The organism is Bacillus sp. JKS001846, from assembly GCF_900176455.1.
GTDB lineage: Bacteria > Bacillota > Bacilli > Bacillales > Bacillaceae_G > Bacillus_A > Bacillus_A cereus.
In genome coordinates this window covers 2,160,914-2,179,657 of sequence record NZ_FWYG01000001.1, presented here as the reverse complement: position 1 = coordinate 2,179,657, position 18,744 = coordinate 2,160,914, and the positions used below count along the sequence as shown (strand labels likewise).

Below are 18,744 nucleotides of genomic sequence, written 5' to 3'. Positions count from 1 at the left end.
AACAAAGCGTTTTAAATTTAATTCACAGATCTTACTGAAACTTGGAATTGCCCCTTAGAACCATCATCATTTGAAACGTAAATTTTATATGTTCCATTCGGTAATGGAGATAAAGCATTCCGTACATTTGTAACATTAATTTGTTGTTCTCCAGGTTTTATATAACCACCAACAATTAGCTCTGTATTTGGACCTTTTACACTATATCCCATTGTATTTTGACCATTATTTTTCATAGAGAAGCTTAAGTCAGTACTCCCATCATATACGAAAGAAGTTACAGCCTCGCCACTATAATTCATTGTTTGGGTTAATAATAAGTCTGCAGAAACATGTTCAACTACATGAATTGGATCATTCGTTTTGTGTACTTCTTCAGCATAAGTATTATTCCCTAACACACCAAGTGTTAATGCTGAAACTACTCCACAACTAAGCACTAGTTTATTTAACTTCATTTTAAGTTCCCCCTTGATGTTTGTATTCTATTACCATCATACATCCTTTTTTAAGTGCGTTTTTATGTAATAATTCATATCTATAAACCTATATATTTTAACTTTTCGCCTTAATAGTTATTGAGAAAGCCCCATAGATAAAGCTACAATATTACACTTCATAAAAAACATGTAAATTTTAAAGTCTTTTTCTAACAAAGTTTTATACGAGTAAGTACCAAAATACTCAAATAAATAGCATTTCTATTTCAGATAAAATGTACTAATAAAATTTTTCTAAAATTTCACTTTGTAATTTGATATATTCCATGTTAATATAACGAAGGCTACAAAACAGGAGTCACCACGCATATCTTTTTCACAGAATATTCATACTTAAAAAGACTTATTTTATCAGTAACTCAATCCAAATTTCACCTATACAAAAGTTAGTTTATGATTTCATATGTACATAAATTTAAATAGATTTTTTATCTATTATTTTTTTCTATTTTCCTTATTAATTTTAATACGAGTAATATAACAGCACTTTTCAAGTACCCTTCCTTTTTTAGATAAAAAGTCTACTAATACTAAACATCTATGTCCAACTCATACATAATTCTACTTACAAACTATCGGAGATGCAAAACTATGGGAATTTCTACTCTTTTATTAAATACCTTTATTATAATAATTTGTATCCTTAGCTATCACGTATTTTGGCTAGAGTTTAAAGAAAAAATAACATGTAATAATATGTTATTTTCTATCCTTTCCTCCATTGCTATTATTTTTTGTATGACTTTTCCTTTTCATTTACATGTGGGATTTATTTATGATTTACGTTTTATTCCTATAATATTAGTTTTTCTATATGGAAATACAAAAAACATTGTTTTTATAGGAATTTTATATCTTTCTTACCGGTTTTACTTAGGCGGAAATGGCGTTCTTCCATCATTTATTATCTTTACTATCATTTCTGTTATAACAATGCTCTTTCGTTACTTATTACCTATGTATTTTAAAGAAAAAAAGATATTATTAAGCTTACTTCTTATTTTAGTATGTACAGCTTCCCTTTCTATTTGCGGTATTGTAACTCAAATAAATACAGGAGGTAAAATAGACTCTACTCTCATAGAATTTTTATTAAATTATATAGTCATTAATATTTTCACAGTATTATTATCAGTTTATTTTATAGAGGAAATGATTGAGAAATATAAAATGAAAGAAAAACTGCAACGGGCTGAAAAATTTTATATAGCTAGCGAACTAGCAGCGTCAATTGCACACGAAATCCACAATCCACTAACCACGGTACATGGATTCACTCAATTATTAAATGAAAAACATGCCTCTAAGCTATCTCAGGATCAATACTTAGAAATCATGTTAATTGAAATGCAGCAAATACAATCTACTATTAATAACTATTTATCTTTAACCAAACCACAGAATACCCTAAAAGAAAAAATAGATATTAATCACATTTTAAATCAGGTGAAAGATACTATTTCACCACTCGCTCTATCATACAAAGTTGAAATCAAACAAAATAGTACAGATTCCTTTTATATAAATGGGGACCCCGAAAAATTCAAACTCTGTCTAAACAACATCATCCAAAACGGAATTGAGGCTATGAAAAATGGTGGATTATTACAAATAAATATACAAAAAGTAAAAGGAAATATCATGATTGATATTATTGATTCAGGAATTGGGATGTCATCTCAACAAATAAAACGAATTGCTTTGCCATTCTATTCAACAACAGAAAAAGGAACTGGGCTTGGTACTATGATTGCTTATAGTATTATTAGAGAATTAAACGGAGATATAGAAATAGAGAGTGAATTAGGTAAAGGGACACGCTTTTCTATTAGTATCCCTTGCTAATGTGATAACAATTTTCTGTTTAGTTAATTACATAAATGAATTTTAAGAATCCCGCTAGCTAGCTTACTTATTAATTATCTTAAATTCATATGCGTTAATTAAATATAATAAGGATCAGAGCCTATCTATTGTTACAGATACACTCTGATCCTTTAGTTTAATTCAATTAAAAACACTTAATATTTATAACTTTTCTTACATCGTGATGAAATACTAGTTCATCTATTTTATCTTATTTACTGATTAGATTGGTTTAATATAAATATAACATCTCGCGACACTTAATTTGTTATTATCATTAGAGACATTGCCTGCAGTTGTTTTTTCATTAAAGTACAGACCTTTTTCCATTCATTGAACAAGATAACTCCCCTTTTACTACTTCACTTCCACCGTATAATTCCCTGTCCCCCCGCCATACTGATACACATGTAAATAATACTTCCCTGGATACGTATAGTAACTACCTACTAGTTTATTCCCTTGTTGCTGAGCATACGTAACATAATTATTTAAATCTGCTTCAGAATAAAGTACCCAGTTCATTCCAATATTATTTTCATTCGTTACGTTAATTTGAAGGTTTTTAGCAGTCTCCACATTAATTTCAAAGAAATCACTTGTATCGCCATTTCCTAAACTAGCACGTAAAACTTGATTTAACTGCAATTTGTTTGCTGTTTGGAATGAGTTATTCGGTTCTTTTTCTACACTGTTATCTTCTTTCTTTTGAACAGTTACAGTCGCTGTAGCAGTATTAGTTGCTCCTTTATCGTCTGTTACCGTTAATTTCGTCGTATACGTTCCTTCTTTTGTATATACGTGAGTTGGATTTTGCTCATTACTTACTGCTCCATCACCAAACTCCCATTTATACGAAGTAATTTTCCCGTCTTCATCTTTTGATCCGTCGCTTGTAAATGAAATTGCTTCATTTACATTTCCGCTATACGGACCGTTTATAACTGCAACTGGTGCTTTATTCTCTGCACCTTCTTCTGTATTAATACCGTGGAACACAACATCATATTCAAATTGTCCTGATGTATTCACGCGATAATTTACAAAGTATGCTGTTACTGTTTTATAGCCTGTCCATTCCTTTGCACTTAAACGTTTTAACGTATCATTAACGTTTTGTGTAATTGTTTTCCAATCTTCATATTCTCCTTTTGCTGCAGTTCCTGTATATGTTCCTTGTAGTGTGAATGTATTAAAGAACTGTGATTTATTTTTCTTCACTGATACATTTTTCAATTTTGCTTCCGCTGTTATTTCTGCTGCAATATCTGAAACTGGCTTCGATGCATGATTCGCTAAATAATCGTCTGATACTAATGGCACATTATATTTCTCACGATTATCAACTAGCATTTGCATATAGTCCTGATATTCTTTATTTAAATTCGCATCTTTACTTAATGTAGAGCGATATGCATCATATGCTGTTACATCATTTTTCCTAATAAGATCATGTATTTTATCGAACATATCATATCTCTTATTGTACATATACGATTGTAAAGCAAAGGAATAATTATAGAAATCCCACGTTCCATACTTTGCATTTAACGTTCGCTCTGCCGTATAACGCTCTGCTGGATTTGAAGATAATCTTCCTATAATACTCTTTCTCGGTACAACATTATCCGTTCTCGTTGCCCCTGCAAAAAATTCAGCATTTCCTTCTTCAAACCAAGATAATCTTTCATTTTCATATATTTTCCCTTGTCCCCATAACCCTGGTACTTCATATCTACCTTGTAAATAATGCGTGAACTCGTGTCTGAATAATTCTTCTAAACTATAAATACTTTCTTCTGGCGTACGCTCATAAGTAAAGAACGTACCTGTTCCTTCTATATAAAGACCACCGTTATTCGTTTCATAACCGTACAATTGACGATTAAATTGATATTCTGCTGGGCTATTATAAATAACCATCGTTAATACATCATCAGGATTTCCTTTTTCTAAAGGTTGATCACTTTCAACCGTACGATGGAATTGTGCCTTTACTTCTTTTGCCGCCCAATATAAACGTTTTACTTTTTCTTCTGTCACTTTATCTCCAGCTTTTAAAACAATTGCCCCATCATCAAACGTATACGTTTTTGGCAAATATTTTTTCTTTCCATCTTCTCTTATTTGATTTAAATTCACTACTTTACCATTTGCATCTTTTCCGCCATAATTCGTTGCAATTTGCTCAGCAGCTACGAAATATTGCTCCCCTAAATACGGATACATTTTCATCGCATCTGTTACAACTTGTAACCCTTTCGTTCCTGTACTATGGAACATACCGAGTCTACCTGTATAATAAATGCCATTATTAATAAGCCAACCATTTTTTTCTGTAATCGTTCCCATTAATGCAAAACGACTTAATTCATTAATATAACTATCTATTTTCTGATACCATACTGTATCTTTCGGTGCTTTCCTCGTATCGTACAAATACGATTGAATGTCGTAATCAACACCTTGCATAATATCGTAAATAGCATTTCCAGCTGAAAGATTATCTACTAATGTAGAAAAATTATCATTATATTGTTTAAAAATCTTTGCAGCCGATGTTATCGTTTCCACATCGCTCGAAGCGTTTCCTATTAACTTTCCGTATGATGATACCACTCTATTTTGCTCTAATGTACCCAGCTTGAAATTTGAATTGTTAGCCATCGCTTTTAATGCAGGTAAGCATTTATCATGATAACTCCGTTCATTTAATTTACTAAGTTCCGAATTATAAAATCCTAAATAAAATCCTGAACGTAATACCTCTACTAATGTCTCAATCCCTTTTGAATCATCCTTCGTATAGGCTTGTCCTTGCTGCTTCAATTTATCAATAATCGCCTGCATCCTACTATCATTTTGATAGAATGCTAGACTGTCTGTATTAAACTGAAATAGCCCCGTAATTTGCTCCCAATCAATTGTTACAAGTAAATCTGCTAACTGCTGATTGCTTAATTGATTTAATTCGGCAATTGTATAAGTTTTCGCTACAGCTAATTGCTTACTTTCTTTTTTCACCTCAGGTGGTCTTTGTGATAAATCGGCAAATTGTAACCTTTTCTCAAAAGACTTGCTTTCGAGCACTTTCGATGAATGAGCTAATTCTTGTACTGGTAGTTGTACACCGACTGGCTCCATTTTGAGCACATTTCGATAAGAAACTTGCTCTCCCTTAGTATCTTCTGCCAAACTTACCCCTTGAAAACTCCCTAACATTAAACTAGCAAAACTTACCCCTACTAACATTTTCTTTGAATAGCCTTTCATGCTCTCCCCTACCTTACATTTTTAGTGTCCCGCTCCATTATTTTACTATTTTTACTTTTTGTCCTGTATTGAGAAAAAATAAGGTAACGTTCACACATGTATCCATTCCATATAAAATTAACGCTTGACTTTCCGTGCATTTTATATCAAAAAAGATAGATGATAGCAAAATTCCTGCTACATCTATCCTCGTTTTCAACACTATGATTTTAACTTTATAAATGTAACTTCCGGTAATGTTTGCATGTGCTGAATAAACTCATTCTTTTCTTCTGACGATATATTTTTCAGTTGCATCCCTACCTTATAAACAGTTTCTGTACTTTGCTGTGAAGCTTCCACCTCATATGAGAGTATTGGGATGCCTTTCACTTGTAGTGTTTCTAATATTTGTTGTACCGCTTCATGTTTATTTACAAACATTTGCACTGTTATATTTTGTGGAAATAAAAATTGCACCTTAAAAATACGACTTACAATTTCTAAACCAATTAAAACGAGAATCGTCGCTCCAATACCTACTACATACATTCCCGCTCCAATTGCTAATCCTATGCCGGCAGTAGCCCATAAACCAGCCGCGGTCGTTAATCCTTTCACCGCCTGCTTTTGAATAATAATTGTGCCTGCACCTAAAAAACCAACTCCACTAACGACTTGTGCTGCAATACGACTTGGGTCTAGAGACATATGCTCTTCAAACACAATATCTGAAAAGGCATATTTCGAAACAACCATTATTAACGCACTTCCTACCGCTACGAGGAAATGAGTCTTTAATCCAGCTTCTTTCGATCGAATTTCTCTTTCAATACCAATCATTGCTCCTAACAAGCCAGCAACACCGATTCGTATAATAAAATCAAAATCTACACTCACGGGCACTTCCCCCTTTCATTCATTATAGATAGATAAAACAAAAATTATCACAAACATCCTTTTATTTACATATAGGGGTACCGCTAAAATATACTTAATACTCCGACCGTTTTATGTTAATATTTAAAATATTAACATAAAATAAATAACTTCTAATTTTAAACCTTCACTAATTTTCTAAAAAATCAAAGATGAATTACGTGAAATTAGGTTGAGAAACTATAGAAAACGCTTTCACTTTGTATCGTAATTTTTTATAAAAACTATATAAATAAAGGAGCTTACTAACAATGAACGTCTCATTACTCACACCTACTACTGATTTACAAGAAGAATACTTAGATTTCTATAACGAATGGAAAGATAGCGGTGAAACAATGATCCCGTGGGTTATCTCAAAAAATCCTGCCAACTTCCCAGCTATGGTTCAAGAACTTCTCGATGCGCATAACGGAATAAATATCCCTGAAACTTGGGTACCAGACTCTACATATTGGCTTGTTACAGATGAAAATAAAATTGTGGGAGCTGTTAATATACGTCATAGTTTAACCAAACATTTATTTAACGCTGGCGGTCACATTGGTTATGGCATTCGCCCTTCTGAAAGAAGAAAAGGTTATGCTACGAAGTTACTAGCATTATCATTAGAAAAAACGAAGGAGTTAGACATCACGAAAGTACTTGTCGTTTGCGACGCTGTGAATACCGCTTCTGAAAAAACGATTTTGCATAACGGCGGGATTCGTGATGATGATTTCACTGAGGAAGATGGGAATATAGTAAGAAGATATTGGATTGAGCTATGAATAATCACAAATAAGCGAGAAAGTGATTATACACTTTCTCGCTTATTTTACACTGCTTCTATTTCAAACTGCACTGTAATACCACTTGGATCTACCACCACAAACCCATTTGTAGTTTCATTTATTTCATGTTGTTTTTCTATTAATCTTTCTTTCACTTCGTCTAACGCTTCTTTATGCGGTAGTACAATAGCATATACCTTTAGTCCAGTTGCATATACTGGTGGGTGTGGATTGTTTACTCCGTTCCACGTATTTGCACCAATATGGTGATGATATCCCCCTGCTGAAATAAATAAGCAATCCTCTTCACGCTGTTGTACTTCAAAACCTACTGTTTCCACATAAAATTCATGTGATTTCTCTACATCAGCTATTCGTAAATGTACGTGCCCAACGACAGTATTAGCAGGCAAACCATCAAACTCATAATCAACGAGTGTCGCCAATTCTTTTAAATCAAGTGGTGTACTTCCTCCTGACCCTTCTCCCCATTGATCACGCGGACGGTCTGCATAAATTTCAATACCATTCCCCTCTAAATCTTGCAAATAAAAAGCTTCGCTATATGTATGATCACTTGCACTATTAAACCTTGAAATTGGTAAAATTTCATTTGAATATGTATAACGCCCTTCTTGCTCATCCGGGCTGTCAATTACATTCTTATTACGAAGAACCCCAAATAGCGCAGAAGCAAAAGCTTCACGAGTCGGAACTAAAAAGGCTACATGATATATACCAGTCGTACGCGGTTCTTGCAGTACCCCGTCCTCTAGCTTTTCAAGAACAAGTAACGCGTTCTTTCCACCTTTTCCAGATAAATATGCTTTATTCCCCTCTTGCTTAATTACCTCTAATCCTACAACATTCTCATAAAAAGCAATTTGACGCTCTAAGTCTTTCACTTTAAATTCAACATGACCAATACGTGTTTTCGGATGAATTTGTACCATGAATAACTCCATCTCCTTATCCCTATATTTTTCCATTACATATAACCGTTACTATGAAGGATACAACTAAAATCATCCTATGTAAATAAGAAAAGTCAGAATTTATATACATTTTTATTTTCATAATAAAAATGCCACCTTTTCTAAATTTCAGAAAAGGTGGCTTTATAACTCTTATCTCATTTTATGTACTTCAGCAACTAGCTTTCCACCCTGAATGCCCATATAAAGCTTCACAGGTGCATCATTCGTATTTTCAAATACTAAATCTAAATATGGATATGCAATTGTAGCATCTCTTCCTTGTGGAACATAACCTACCGTTTTAGAATGTGTAGTTCTCTCCACCATTTTCAGGCCAGCTTGATCTGCTGCATTGTATAAAGTTGAAGATGTTTGACAAACACCACCGCCATATCCATCTACTAATTTACCATCAACTATTTCTTTCCCTAATTGATATCCTTTATCTGGTGTTGTATCACCGATTAATGAATTAAAAGAGAAACGGTCTCCTTTTGCTAACACAACTCCATTTATGCTCGCTGCTGACAAACGAATATTCTCAATACGGCCACCTGTTGAACCACCTAAGTTCGTTTCATATCTACCAATTACCGCACCATTTCCTTGCGCATCACTTAATGTTGCGACTGGTTTTTTCTCCACGATCGGCAACTGATACGTAGCATCCCACATACCAACATTTAACAATTTATCTACTAATTCTTTTTCCATTAATTCATAAGAAGGTTTTCCTTCTTGCCAACTTCCATCAGGTGCTATACGTGAAGGAACCATTTTTTTGTCGACGCTTTTTCCAATCTCACCAACAACCTTTGTGACAGACTTTTTAAATTTCGCTTCATCTTCAAAATAGCCTAAACTAGATAAATCTAATTTTTTCACTTCAGTACCAGTTCGACCATCAACTAAACTAATAGTATCCTGTACTTCTGCTTTAGCCTCTACAGTGTGCCCACCAATATCACTTACCAATGCAACATCACTTACTTTTGCACCACAGCCACTCATTATAGCTACACATAACACCCCAACTAATATACCCTTTACTTTACGGAACAATATACTCTCTCCCTTTCCCCAACATCACTATTATGTATTTATTTCATTTTTATGTATGTTTTGTTACAATCATTTTACAATATGTTTATAAAATGTTACAAGTTATTTTTCACTCTATATAAATTACTCTTTTCTTTTATAAATGTCTATACATATTTACATAAAAGTTTGAGTTTGATAGAATTGTAACTTTTATGTAAACTCTCCCTTTTATCCAGTATATACCATTACACAAAAGAAATACAAATCAAAAACCCTCAAGCTATTTTTTATAAAGTGAAACTGTAATCAGTGGGGGTCTTATTGCCCAGCAAATAGCGGGATAAAGAGAAATCCCGTCAACATAAATAGGTATTTGCCGTGCCACCGCTCCGCTTTTGCACATACATTATGGTGAATTCAACCTATTTTAAAGAAATGGAGGATGTTATTATGTATCCCTACAATCCATATGATCCATATAATCAATATGCGTACCAACAACCACAGTATGACTTACAAACACAATATCAATCTTATATAGATCAAGCAGAGCACACGAATCCATATGACCAAAATAGACAATTCCAACTTCCAATCTCTTTTCCTGGCACTGGAAATCGTCAATTAGAAAGACGCGTAAATGAGCTTGAACAAAGAGTTCGTCAACTAGAAAATACAGTTGAGCGCCATACACGTAGACTAAACCGCTTAAACCAACGTTTACGCACAGTAGAAAACAGACTAAACATTCCATTCGCAGCATTAGAAGACGGATTTTAATCGAGAAAATAAAGATTATATAAAGGAAGGGGCTTCCCCTTCCTTATATAAATTGACGAAAGTTTTTTCCATCTCTATACTGATAAGAGTTAATGAAATGAAACAAGGTGATAAATATGGATTTTGAAATAAATTATCTTTCCTTTTATGTTGTACAAGTAGAAGGAAAAGGTGAAGCAGTTGATAAACGCTACAAACATTTTCAAACTTTAGACGCTGAAGAATATGAAGATAGTTCCTTAAAAGAATTTTTGAATGGTGAGTTATTAAAAATATCGAAGCGAAAAGTAGAACGTCATGCAAAAACAGAACAAGCCCCAACAAAAATTGGTCGCTTTATTGTAGAAGAAGGGCACGAACTTGATTCAAACCCTCATTACAACCTTTTTAATCGTATTCGCTTTGCAGAAACAAAAGAAAACTTTAAAGATATGAGCGAACCTCTCGTTTATACATATCTTGACACAAGCGCTGTACGTGGTGGTGTATTTTTAATTGCTCAGGCAAAACTACGCAAATACTTTGATGATCCATTCGTATTCGTAATGAAATGCGACTTTGAACCAAAGGTTGCTTCTATTTCTGATGAATCAACACTGATTCGTAACGTTGAAATGGCCATCACAACAAAGAATATGAAATCTATCCAATATCCGTACATGCCTGAAGAAGGAATGGTTGAAGTAGGCGAACTAAAAATACATCAAGCATCACATGCCCGCTACTTTGAAGACTTCTTAAAATTCGTCGAATATGAACGCTCTATGCCTGAAATTATGAAAACACAAGTAATGGACATGGTATACGACCAAATTGAAGATGTATTTGAAGAAGGTACGGAAGAACGCGAACAATTCGACCAAGCGATGGAAGTATGGGCTGCCAGTCCGAAACGCGAAATTATGGAACAATTTTCAACTGAAGAAGTAATGGAAGCAACCGCTCAAATCGTCGAGCATGCTCCTGAAGTGGAATTAAAACTAAAAGCCGATCATATCTCTGTGAAGGCGTTGCTTGCGGATTTTGGGGATCAAATACATATTGCGAAGGTAAATGATCGATATGTACTTATGATTGAAGCAGACACACTTACATTTGAAAAAGGCTTCTCTCCTATTGAGTTTCTGAAGCCAGATGAGCTGCAAGATGTGATTGAGCAGATTGAGAATAAGCAGCAGTATTCGTTTGATCCGAGCGGTATTGAATAAAGTGAAACTTTAATCTGTGGGGTTTTGTTCATCCCCCACTAATTATTAGCCCTCACCAATCGGGCTTTTACGGGATAAATACTTCCATATAACTGTTGTTACTGGGCGCTTTTAATAAGCGCTCTTTTATTTATATTAAAAACCGATTCTACTAAGAATCGATTTTTCTGCTTTATAATAAAACATGTTTATTTTTAAATTTTTTTGATGCAAGATGACATTTGTTGCAGAATCAAATATATCCCTTCCTTGTTATACAGGCTTATTTCCATTAGAAATATCTACTTCAATATTTCTAGTTGACCAAGTCCTTCTATAAGTTGTTAAAATGCAAATTTCACTTTACTACCTCAAATTTATTGTACTCGTAAAAAGATAATTGAAAACGATATTCCGGATGTTCTCTCACCCAATCGTAGGCTTCTTCTAAAATTTCCATTTTGTTTTGCAAGTCATTAAGTTCACTACATTCGTCCCTTTTCTGTTTGCACAGAGGGCAGAATCCATTCACTATTTCCGCACTCGTCGCCCTAATAGTTTTACTTTCTAAATCAACTACTAGACGAAGAATAACAGAATGCTCTTCTTTTGTAGTCACCTTCATTTCAGCAATCCGATCCTCATTCCAAAAGACACCGTTTAATTCCATCTTTACTGTGACATCTTTAATATCCAAGTCTACCACTATCATACCTCCCTTGTACAAAACTCAATCTTACTCTTCTATTTTAAACTTTAATACACCACAACTTAAAGAGATATTAAGTTTTTTCCAATTCTTCTTTACTATGAAAGAAAGTGTAGTTAATGCTAATTGTGTGGTAAATATTATCCCAAAAACTAAAACAGTTAAAATGTTAAAGATTGTTTCCATTAAACTACACTCTTTTCTTTATATATATTTTTATTTTATTAATACAGTTTAAAACTCTTATTACGTCTTAACACTCCCAAAGCAATTATAATGTACAATCACAACAACAAGTTGATGCCTATTTAATATCAATACGCTGTTATTACATGTATGTAGTTAGAGATGGAGGAGCAATTCATTTAACCTCTGTATTCTCCTCCATCTCAGCCAAATACCTAATCTGTCGTTCCGCTTTTCTCACTGCTGTACGAAAATGTTTTTTCAGGAGTTCTACTGTATTTTCACTTATATAATATCTTTCCGTTATACTTTCCCACGTGTCACCACTTTCAAATGTACTCCATTCAAAAGGGCGTTCTGTATTTTTCTTTAGTTCTTTAAACACCCATTTTCGCATCTTTTTTTTCGCTTTTTCTGTTAGTTTTCCGTTTTTTACAAGTTCAAGTTCACCATGTCTTTTGTATCGCTTATTAATATCTCTCTCGCTATACACTTTAAGAAGTATATTTGCTGTATTTTCAGCATCTGCTAAAGCACGGTGCTGTTTTCCTTCCCACGTTAAAGCGAGCTGTTCTACCGCAAATTGTAAACTTGGCGTATGTTCAAACAATTCCTCATATGCTTGGAAAACAAATTTTTGCAAATCAATTCTATTTTCTTTTTCTATACTTGGGCATTCAACACCATATAATGTACAATCATGAGATAGAAAGCGATAATCTTCTTTTCCCCATGAAACAAATATAGAACCTTCGCCGATGAACTGAATAAATTTCTCTATAATTTGAGGGAATTTTTCTACACCCATTAAATCTTTTTTCGTAATACCGGTTAATTTTGTTGTATGACGAGTTAATCGTGCACTTGGTTTTACTAACTCCGAAAATTCTTCAATTATCTTCATTGTACCTATTTCTATTTTTACAGCTCCGATATCAACTATTTCTGATGGATCTTCTGATTTATACGGTCTGAAATTCCTTTCAATATCAAACACAATGAAATGTGTAGCGTTTTTCAATTTATTTACCTCTTTCTAAATTGCTTTTCACACAAACACTTTATTTTCAGTATTTATTTATTCATGTACTTTATACAAAAATACTCCGAATAAATAAATGAAAATTCAGTCTTGTTATGATATGTAAGTAGGAGGACATCTATAAAAGTGCAAAAAAAAAGAAGGGCGAGCCCTTCTTTTTTCAAAAATTACTTCTTGTTTACGTTAGTAGCTTGAGGTCCACGGTTACCTTGTTCTACTTCGAAAGTAACTTCTTGACCTTCTTCTAAAGTTTTGAAGCCTTCGCCTTGGATAGCTGAGAAATGAACGAATACGTCTTCTCCGCCTTCAACTTCGATGAAACCGAAACCTTTTTCTGAGTTAAACCATTTTACTTTACCGTTTTGCATGAAAAAAATCCTCCTACAATGTACCTATATGTACATATTCATTTTCAACCACCTTACAATAATAAGCCAGATATTAAAAAACTGCAACCCCTGAGGAGATTTAACATTGCTATCCTCCTCGGAAGTTACAGCTCATTTAAATCTCTATATTATTAAAAGTAAAATGGTTTAAACATACTATATCATATCAATATAATAAAAGTAAAGTTTTTTCTTAAATTATTTTTTGTTCCCACTGCATTGCTTTTAATTCACCTGATCCGGCTACTACATAACCCTCTTTTTGATTAACAATGCGCCATCCGTGCCCTTTAACTGAATCACATACTGTAACAATACCTTCTTCAAGAAGCACACGGCACACACTACTAATACCCGCCTTATTTTGCGTTGAAGTTGTATATAAAACATGTTGATCTACACTTAAGTCTAAATAACTACTTGCTTTCTGCTCACTTTGACATGTGTGCCAATATATTTTTTCACTTGCAATACTTTCATCTATTTTACAATAAGAAATATTCCCGCTAACTCCCTTGCACGATCCACTTGCCGCTACTAAATAAGAATTGTGTAAAGTCAACGCGGAGATCATTTGATTCATCGCAATTTTAATCCTCTTTAATTTACGTGTCTTCAAATCAAAGAGCCAAACACCACCATATTTAGCATGTATTTTCGTACCAATAAATAAGTAATGTTTATATAAAAATAACGATCGAATAGACGGTGCCGCACTGCCATACTCAAGAAACGGATGAATAGTTTCCCATGTCGAACCGAAATTATTAGAAAGATACAGCGTTTTTTCTCCATGAGCAACAACATTTCCTTGTACATTGCTACATACATTCCAACTCGTTGCTTTTGTTGGAAAACGCTGAATTGTCCAGTTCTCTCCACCATTCATACTACGAATAAAAATCCCTTCGTCACCTACACCATAAACTACATTATCTTCGCTATGTAAATCCCTAATTCGTTTTTGAAAACCATTTAAAATTCGTTTCCATTCTCCGTCTTGTTCAACAAATAAGCCATTATATGTAGTAGCTAACAACAGTTTTCCATCTCTTAACTTTGTAATAGCAGTTACACTTAACATTGTCTCCACGTTGACACTCCCATTCTTAGAACTTCTCAGCAAATACAATTGCAAAATTACTGCATTTTTCAACATCCTCTTCATCTTCTGGAGCTAATTCAATTTTTAGCCCTTCTTGTACAAGCTCTGCACCGCGCTCTACAAGACGTTCTTCAAATATCGTTACCGCTTCACAAAACAGTTCATACGCTGTATCACCCGATCCGAACACCGCTACCTTTTTCCCAGCTAAATCTATATTTTCTAAGTCATCATGAAAATCTTCCGCTTCAAATGGTAATTCACCATCGCCCCACGTATAAGATCCTAAAATGATTCCATCATAAGCTAATAATTCTTCAGCATCCATGCCTTCCATTTCTTGCAATACTACTTCATGATCAAAAGCATCTAAACTAACTTTAATTAAATCAGCAATACTCTCTGTATTTCCTGACATACTTGCATAAGCTATTAAAATTTTTGCCACTTTGGCATCCCCCTCTAACAATAAATGATTCTCATTCTCATTATATTAATAATGAGAATCAATTTCAATTGATTTTTTTCTACTTTTATTTACATTTCACATCTGACTATTTATATTTCATTTTAAATATCTACATTCATATTCAACTATTGCCAAATCTATCTTCAAACATTATTGTATTATCATCATTTCACATTACTTATTTCAAATAAAAAATGTTTTTGTATCATGCTCAATCTCTAATCAATTGTTCACTTTACAGAAAGAGGAGTCCTTATGATGAGAAAGTATTTTATTAGATTTTTAAAAGCAACCTCCCTTTTAACAATATTCTTACTAATAGGAGCTGCTATTATTTTATTCGGTACTTCATACGGTCATAATTTACGTGTTATCGCAGCCGAGAGTATTTTAACTTCTCAGCATCCACAATATGCAAAATTCACGTTATTGTCTGATGAAGAATTAAATGATATTTCTCAATCCATCACAAATCCAAAATGGAAAAATAGTGAATTTTTAACTTCTAAACTTTCAAAAAAAGAGTTAGAAAGACGAAAAGATTTACCACTAGATGTTTCTATTGAAACAATAAAGAAAAAATATAATGATCATTTTTTCGAAGGGAAATTAATGACAATTAGTAATCCATTCAACGTAAAACTTGTTACCCAGCAAGGTTCAGAAGGTAAAGACGTCGGAGAAAAAATATACGTAATGGCAAAGCGAAACCATGCAGTTGCCGCTGTCAATGCCAGTGGTTTTTGGGATGAAACCGGGCATGGTGGTGGTAAAACCGGAATCGGTATTGTTATTGAAAACGGTAAAGTTATAAACACGCCGAAAGATATTAATACCCCTACCCTCACTAGTGGTATTACAAAATATGGACAAATGGTTTCTGGAGAGTTTTCTGCTAACCAATTGTTAAATAAAAATGTTGTTTCCGCTGCTGGATTTATGCCTCAGCTAATTGTAAATGGAGAAAAAATGATTACAAATGATGGTGGTTGGGGATATGGCCCTCGAAGCATTATGGCTCAGAAAAAAGATGGATCGATTATGTTTTTCGTCATTGATGGTAGACAACCTCATAGCATTGGTGCTTCCTTGAGAGATTGTCAAGATATTCTTTATGAAAAAGGTGCTGTCAATGCGATGGCAATGGACGGTGGATCATCAGCAACATTATATGCAATGGGAGATATTTTAAATATCCCTTCCACCTTATCTCATAAATCACGCTATTTACCAAACGCATGGGTAGTTACAGCGAACCCTAAGCAACAAGTTCATGTAACAATAGACGGTAATTCTGCGAGCTCTCAAAAAATTTCTGAATTAACAAAGACGACTGCTATAGCTTTCAATAAATAAAAAAGCACAGATGACTATACAATCATCTGTGCTTTTTTATTACTTTTTAAAAATACCAAACGGCTTTCCAACTGGTAAAACAACTTTTCCGAAGTGTGTGTTTAACACTGCTGCTGCTGAACCATAGAAAGATAATAATGAAATAAGAAGTTCAGAATATGCTGCTAAATTATGCATTGCATGCGGCATAACACCTAAAGTACTTAATGAAAGACCGATAAATAAGAAATCAATAAGGACGAAAATCATAAATAATACTTTATGTGTTTCCATTGCACCAATTGTCATAAAGATTGTGAAAATCAAATATCCGATAAAGGCTACACCAAGCTGTTTTGAATCTGCAGCTTGTGCTAATTTTTCGCCAAATACTCCAAGTTGAATTAACCAAGTCATTCCAACACCTAGCCAAAATAGACCGTACGCACCGAATGCTGTTGTACCGAATGTATTGTTATGCTTTGCATCATGAATGCAAGCAAAGATTTGTGCAAATCCTCCTAAAAAGATTGCCCACGGTAATACAAGTGAAACGCCATCTGTTAAGCCTAACTTTTGAGATGATGCTACAAGTGTTACCATCGCTAATCCAAATAGACCAATTCCAGATGGATCTGCTGTTGTCATTTTCACATGATGTGTAGTAGTTTGATTGCTCATATAAACCTCCTGATTATAAACATACTCGAATACAATACTTAAATCAGAAGCCGATGTCAATGGTTTTTTTTGTATGTTGTCAGACGTTATATTTTATAATGATTAAATATATTTCCGACCACTTCATAAGGTTTTATATTCACTTTTTCCAACTCATTTATCGGTAGCCATAACGGAATATAACTTCCTCTACCTTCCCACTGAAATTCCTCAGCTGTTCCACTTCCGAACACTCCGCCTGTAATATAGGCAGCATAATAATATTCATTTCCTTTATATTTTACCTTTGCAATAAGGTGCTCCACTTTTATATGTACCCCTAATTCTTCGTATACCTCTCTTTTCGTTGCCTCTTCAGGCGTTTCACCTTCCTCAATCCCTCCGCCAGGAAACACATAATATGTTTCCTCTTCTCGAATACGTTTTATAAGAGCGATTTTTCCTTCCTGTACAATGATAGCCGCTCCGCGATTTCTTATCATTTTATTACCTCAATACGAATCGCAACTGTTCCCCACTCTTTTTCTTGTTCTTTCGTATATATTTTGTATGTACTTTCTAACATTTCCTCTAAACTATCATTTTCACAATCCAATAATTTTTTATCGATTTGTTCATACATGGCTTTAAAGCTCTCGTATCGCTTTATTTCCGTTACTTTTACCGTCATCATTTCTTTTGTCGTAAGATTCGTAAATACGATTTCATCGCCTTTGTTTATTAGTTGACGTTTTTCATCGTATAGGCGTACTTCATATACTTTTTTTCCTGATTGAATTGACTGAAACGGTTTATTATATAGACCCAGTTCGTATCGCATATATCCCACTTCCTTTTGTTCATTTCACCTATTAATACAGTTCACATTACTACATCTTGCATATAATATTCCATACGTATCACTTAATTGAGAAAGGAGGCTGAAGAAGCATGTTATATTTAAATCAAAAACCTGAATATAATAAATATGATATTGGTGATTATACTTATAGTAAAGTAGGGCCAACCATTTTTTCTTGGAACGATGAAACAAAATTAAAAATAGGTAAGTTTTGTTCATTAGCAGAAGAAGTCGTTTTCATACTTGGCGGTGAACATCGCGCAGACTGGATAACAACTTATCCATTTAATGCACTTTTTGATGAAGGAGCACATATTACTGGTCACCCTTCTTCAAAAGGTGATATCGTAGTCGGCAATGATGTATGGATTGGTTATCAATCCTGCATTTTATCTGGTGTTACAATTGGTAACGGGGCCATTATCGGCGCCAGGAGCATTGTTACAAAAGATGTACCCCCGTATGCAATTGTAGCTGGTAATCCTGCAAAATTTGTTCGATATCGTTTCCCGCAAGAAACGATTGACAAACTAGAGAATCTCGCATGGTGGGACTGGGACATTTCTGTTATAAAAGGAGCCATTCCATTACTACTCTCCGACAAAATCGACGAATTTTTCACCTCACCCGAAAAAGAATCTACATGATAAATACAGAAAGAGCATCCTT

The 18,744-nt window shown here is 33.9% G+C and carries 19 protein-coding genes; 6 read left to right on the top strand and 13 right to left on the bottom strand.

What is annotated here, in order from left to right; translation table 11 throughout:
• Positions 1–17: 17 nt before the first annotated feature.
• Positions 18–458 carry a hypothetical protein gene (locus tag B9A45_RS11825; protein WP_000773526.1) on the bottom strand — a complete coding sequence of 147 codons (441 nt, stop codon included), beginning with the start codon at positions 456–458 and terminating at the stop codon, positions 18–20.
• Between the two features lie 633 nt (positions 459–1,091).
• Here B9A45_RS11825 and B9A45_RS11820 point away from each other — a divergent pair.
• The gene (locus tag B9A45_RS11820) at positions 1,092–2,345 is read left to right on the top strand and encodes a sensor histidine kinase (protein ID WP_084064058.1); all 1,254 of its coding nucleotides are present in this window, start codon (positions 1,092–1,094) and stop codon (positions 2,343–2,345) included.
• 378 nt (positions 2,346–2,723) lie between these two features.
• On the opposite strand, the gene colA is transcribed toward B9A45_RS11820, so the two are convergent.
• Complete coding sequence (colA, locus tag B9A45_RS11815) at positions 2,724–5,639, bottom strand: collagenase ColA (RefSeq protein ID WP_084064057.1); 2,916 nt, start codon at positions 5,637–5,639, stop codon at positions 2,724–2,726.
• Between the two features lie 201 nt (positions 5,640–5,840).
• Positions 5,841–6,518, bottom strand: a complete 678-nt coding sequence (locus B9A45_RS11810; RefSeq protein WP_000109721.1) for an MgtC/SapB family protein — start codon at positions 6,516–6,518, stop codon at positions 5,841–5,843.
• A 290-nt stretch (positions 6,519–6,808) separates the two neighbouring features.
• Between B9A45_RS11810 and B9A45_RS11805 the strand changes: the two genes are divergently transcribed.
• Positions 6,809–7,327 carry a GNAT family N-acetyltransferase gene (locus B9A45_RS11805; protein ID WP_001103121.1) on the top strand — a complete coding sequence of 173 codons (519 nt, stop codon included), beginning with the start codon at positions 6,809–6,811 and terminating at the stop codon, positions 7,325–7,327.
• A gap of 47 nt (positions 7,328–7,374) precedes the next feature.
• On the opposite strand, the gene B9A45_RS11800 is transcribed toward B9A45_RS11805, so the two are convergent.
• Both B9A45_RS11800 and B9A45_RS11795 read right to left on the bottom strand, forming a co-directional pair.
• The gene (locus tag B9A45_RS11800; protein ID WP_000249877.1) at positions 7,375–8,283 is read right to left on the bottom strand and encodes a VOC family protein; all 909 of its coding nucleotides are present in this window, start codon (positions 8,281–8,283) and stop codon (positions 7,375–7,377) included.
• 174 nt (positions 8,284–8,457) lie between these two features.
• Entirely contained in the window at positions 8,458–9,369 is a 912-nt protein-coding gene (locus B9A45_RS11795; protein WP_000488972.1) for a VanW family protein, read from the bottom strand.
• A gap of 432 nt (positions 9,370–9,801) precedes the next feature.
• Here B9A45_RS11795 and B9A45_RS11790 point away from each other — a divergent pair, with 432 nt between their 5' ends.
• Together B9A45_RS11790 and B9A45_RS11785 are read left to right on the top strand one after the other, a co-directional pair.
• On the top strand, positions 9,802–10,131 hold the full coding sequence (locus tag B9A45_RS11790; protein WP_000283715.1) for a hypothetical protein: 330 nt from the start codon (positions 9,802–9,804) through the stop codon (positions 10,129–10,131).
• A gap of 116 nt (positions 10,132–10,247) precedes the next feature.
• Positions 10,248–11,339, top strand: a complete 1,092-nt coding sequence (locus tag B9A45_RS11785; RefSeq protein WP_084064056.1) for a DUF3900 domain-containing protein — start codon at positions 10,248–10,250, stop codon at positions 11,337–11,339.
• 337 nt (positions 11,340–11,676) lie between these two features.
• Here the strand turns inward: B9A45_RS11785 and B9A45_RS11780 are convergent, their stop codons facing one another.
• The 5 genes from B9A45_RS11780 to B9A45_RS11755 form a co-directional block, all read right to left on the bottom strand.
• Positions 11,677–12,024, bottom strand: a complete 348-nt coding sequence (locus B9A45_RS11780; RefSeq protein ID WP_000227983.1) for a hypothetical protein — start codon at positions 12,022–12,024, stop codon at positions 11,677–11,679.
• Between the two features lie 364 nt (positions 12,025–12,388).
• The gene (locus B9A45_RS11770; protein ID WP_000786417.1) at positions 12,389–13,234 is read right to left on the bottom strand and encodes an exonuclease; all 846 of its coding nucleotides are present in this window, start codon (positions 13,232–13,234) and stop codon (positions 12,389–12,391) included.
• A 188-nt stretch (positions 13,235–13,422) separates the two neighbouring features.
• Positions 13,423–13,623: a cold shock-like protein CspB gene (gene cspB / locus B9A45_RS11765; protein ID WP_001179150.1), complete on the bottom strand. Its 201-nt coding sequence runs from the start codon at positions 13,621–13,623 to the stop codon at positions 13,423–13,425.
• Between the two features lie 214 nt (positions 13,624–13,837).
• Positions 13,838–14,737, bottom strand: a complete 900-nt coding sequence (locus B9A45_RS11760; protein WP_000449526.1) for a WD40/YVTN/BNR-like repeat-containing protein — start codon at positions 14,735–14,737, stop codon at positions 13,838–13,840.
• A gap of 16 nt (positions 14,738–14,753) precedes the next feature.
• Positions 14,754–15,197, bottom strand: coding sequence for a flavodoxin (locus B9A45_RS11755; RefSeq protein ID WP_001062753.1), 444 nt, complete (start codon positions 15,195–15,197; stop codon positions 14,754–14,756).
• A 279-nt stretch (positions 15,198–15,476) separates the two neighbouring features.
• Here B9A45_RS11755 and B9A45_RS11750 point away from each other — a divergent pair, with 279 nt between their 5' ends.
• Positions 15,477–16,574 carry a phosphodiester glycosidase family protein gene (locus B9A45_RS11750; protein WP_048568309.1) on the top strand — a complete coding sequence of 366 codons (1,098 nt, stop codon included), beginning with the start codon at positions 15,477–15,479 and terminating at the stop codon, positions 16,572–16,574.
• A 39-nt stretch (positions 16,575–16,613) separates the two neighbouring features.
• Here the strand turns inward: B9A45_RS11750 and B9A45_RS11745 are convergent, their stop codons facing one another.
• From B9A45_RS11745 to B9A45_RS11735, 3 genes are all read right to left on the bottom strand, one after another.
• Positions 16,614–17,234 (bottom strand): acetate uptake transporter, encoded by a 621-nt coding sequence (locus tag B9A45_RS11745; RefSeq protein WP_000070938.1) that lies wholly within the window; start codon positions 17,232–17,234, stop codon positions 16,614–16,616.
• A gap of 86 nt (positions 17,235–17,320) precedes the next feature.
• On the bottom strand, positions 17,321–17,716 hold the full coding sequence (locus B9A45_RS11740; RefSeq protein ID WP_000620829.1) for an NUDIX hydrolase: 396 nt from the start codon (positions 17,714–17,716) through the stop codon (positions 17,321–17,323).
• A complete protein-coding gene (locus B9A45_RS11735; protein ID WP_016111403.1) occupies positions 17,713–18,054 on the bottom strand; it encodes an ASCH domain-containing protein in 342 nt (113 codons plus the stop codon). Before B9A45_RS11735 ends, B9A45_RS11740 begins: the two co-directional genes overlap by 4 nt.
• A gap of 110 nt (positions 18,055–18,164) precedes the next feature.
• Between B9A45_RS11735 and B9A45_RS11730 the strand changes: the two genes are divergently transcribed.
• Positions 18,165–18,722 carry a CatB-related O-acetyltransferase gene (locus B9A45_RS11730; protein WP_000966305.1) on the top strand — a complete coding sequence of 186 codons (558 nt, stop codon included), beginning with the start codon at positions 18,165–18,167 and terminating at the stop codon, positions 18,720–18,722.
• Positions 18,723–18,744 lie beyond the last annotated feature (22 nt).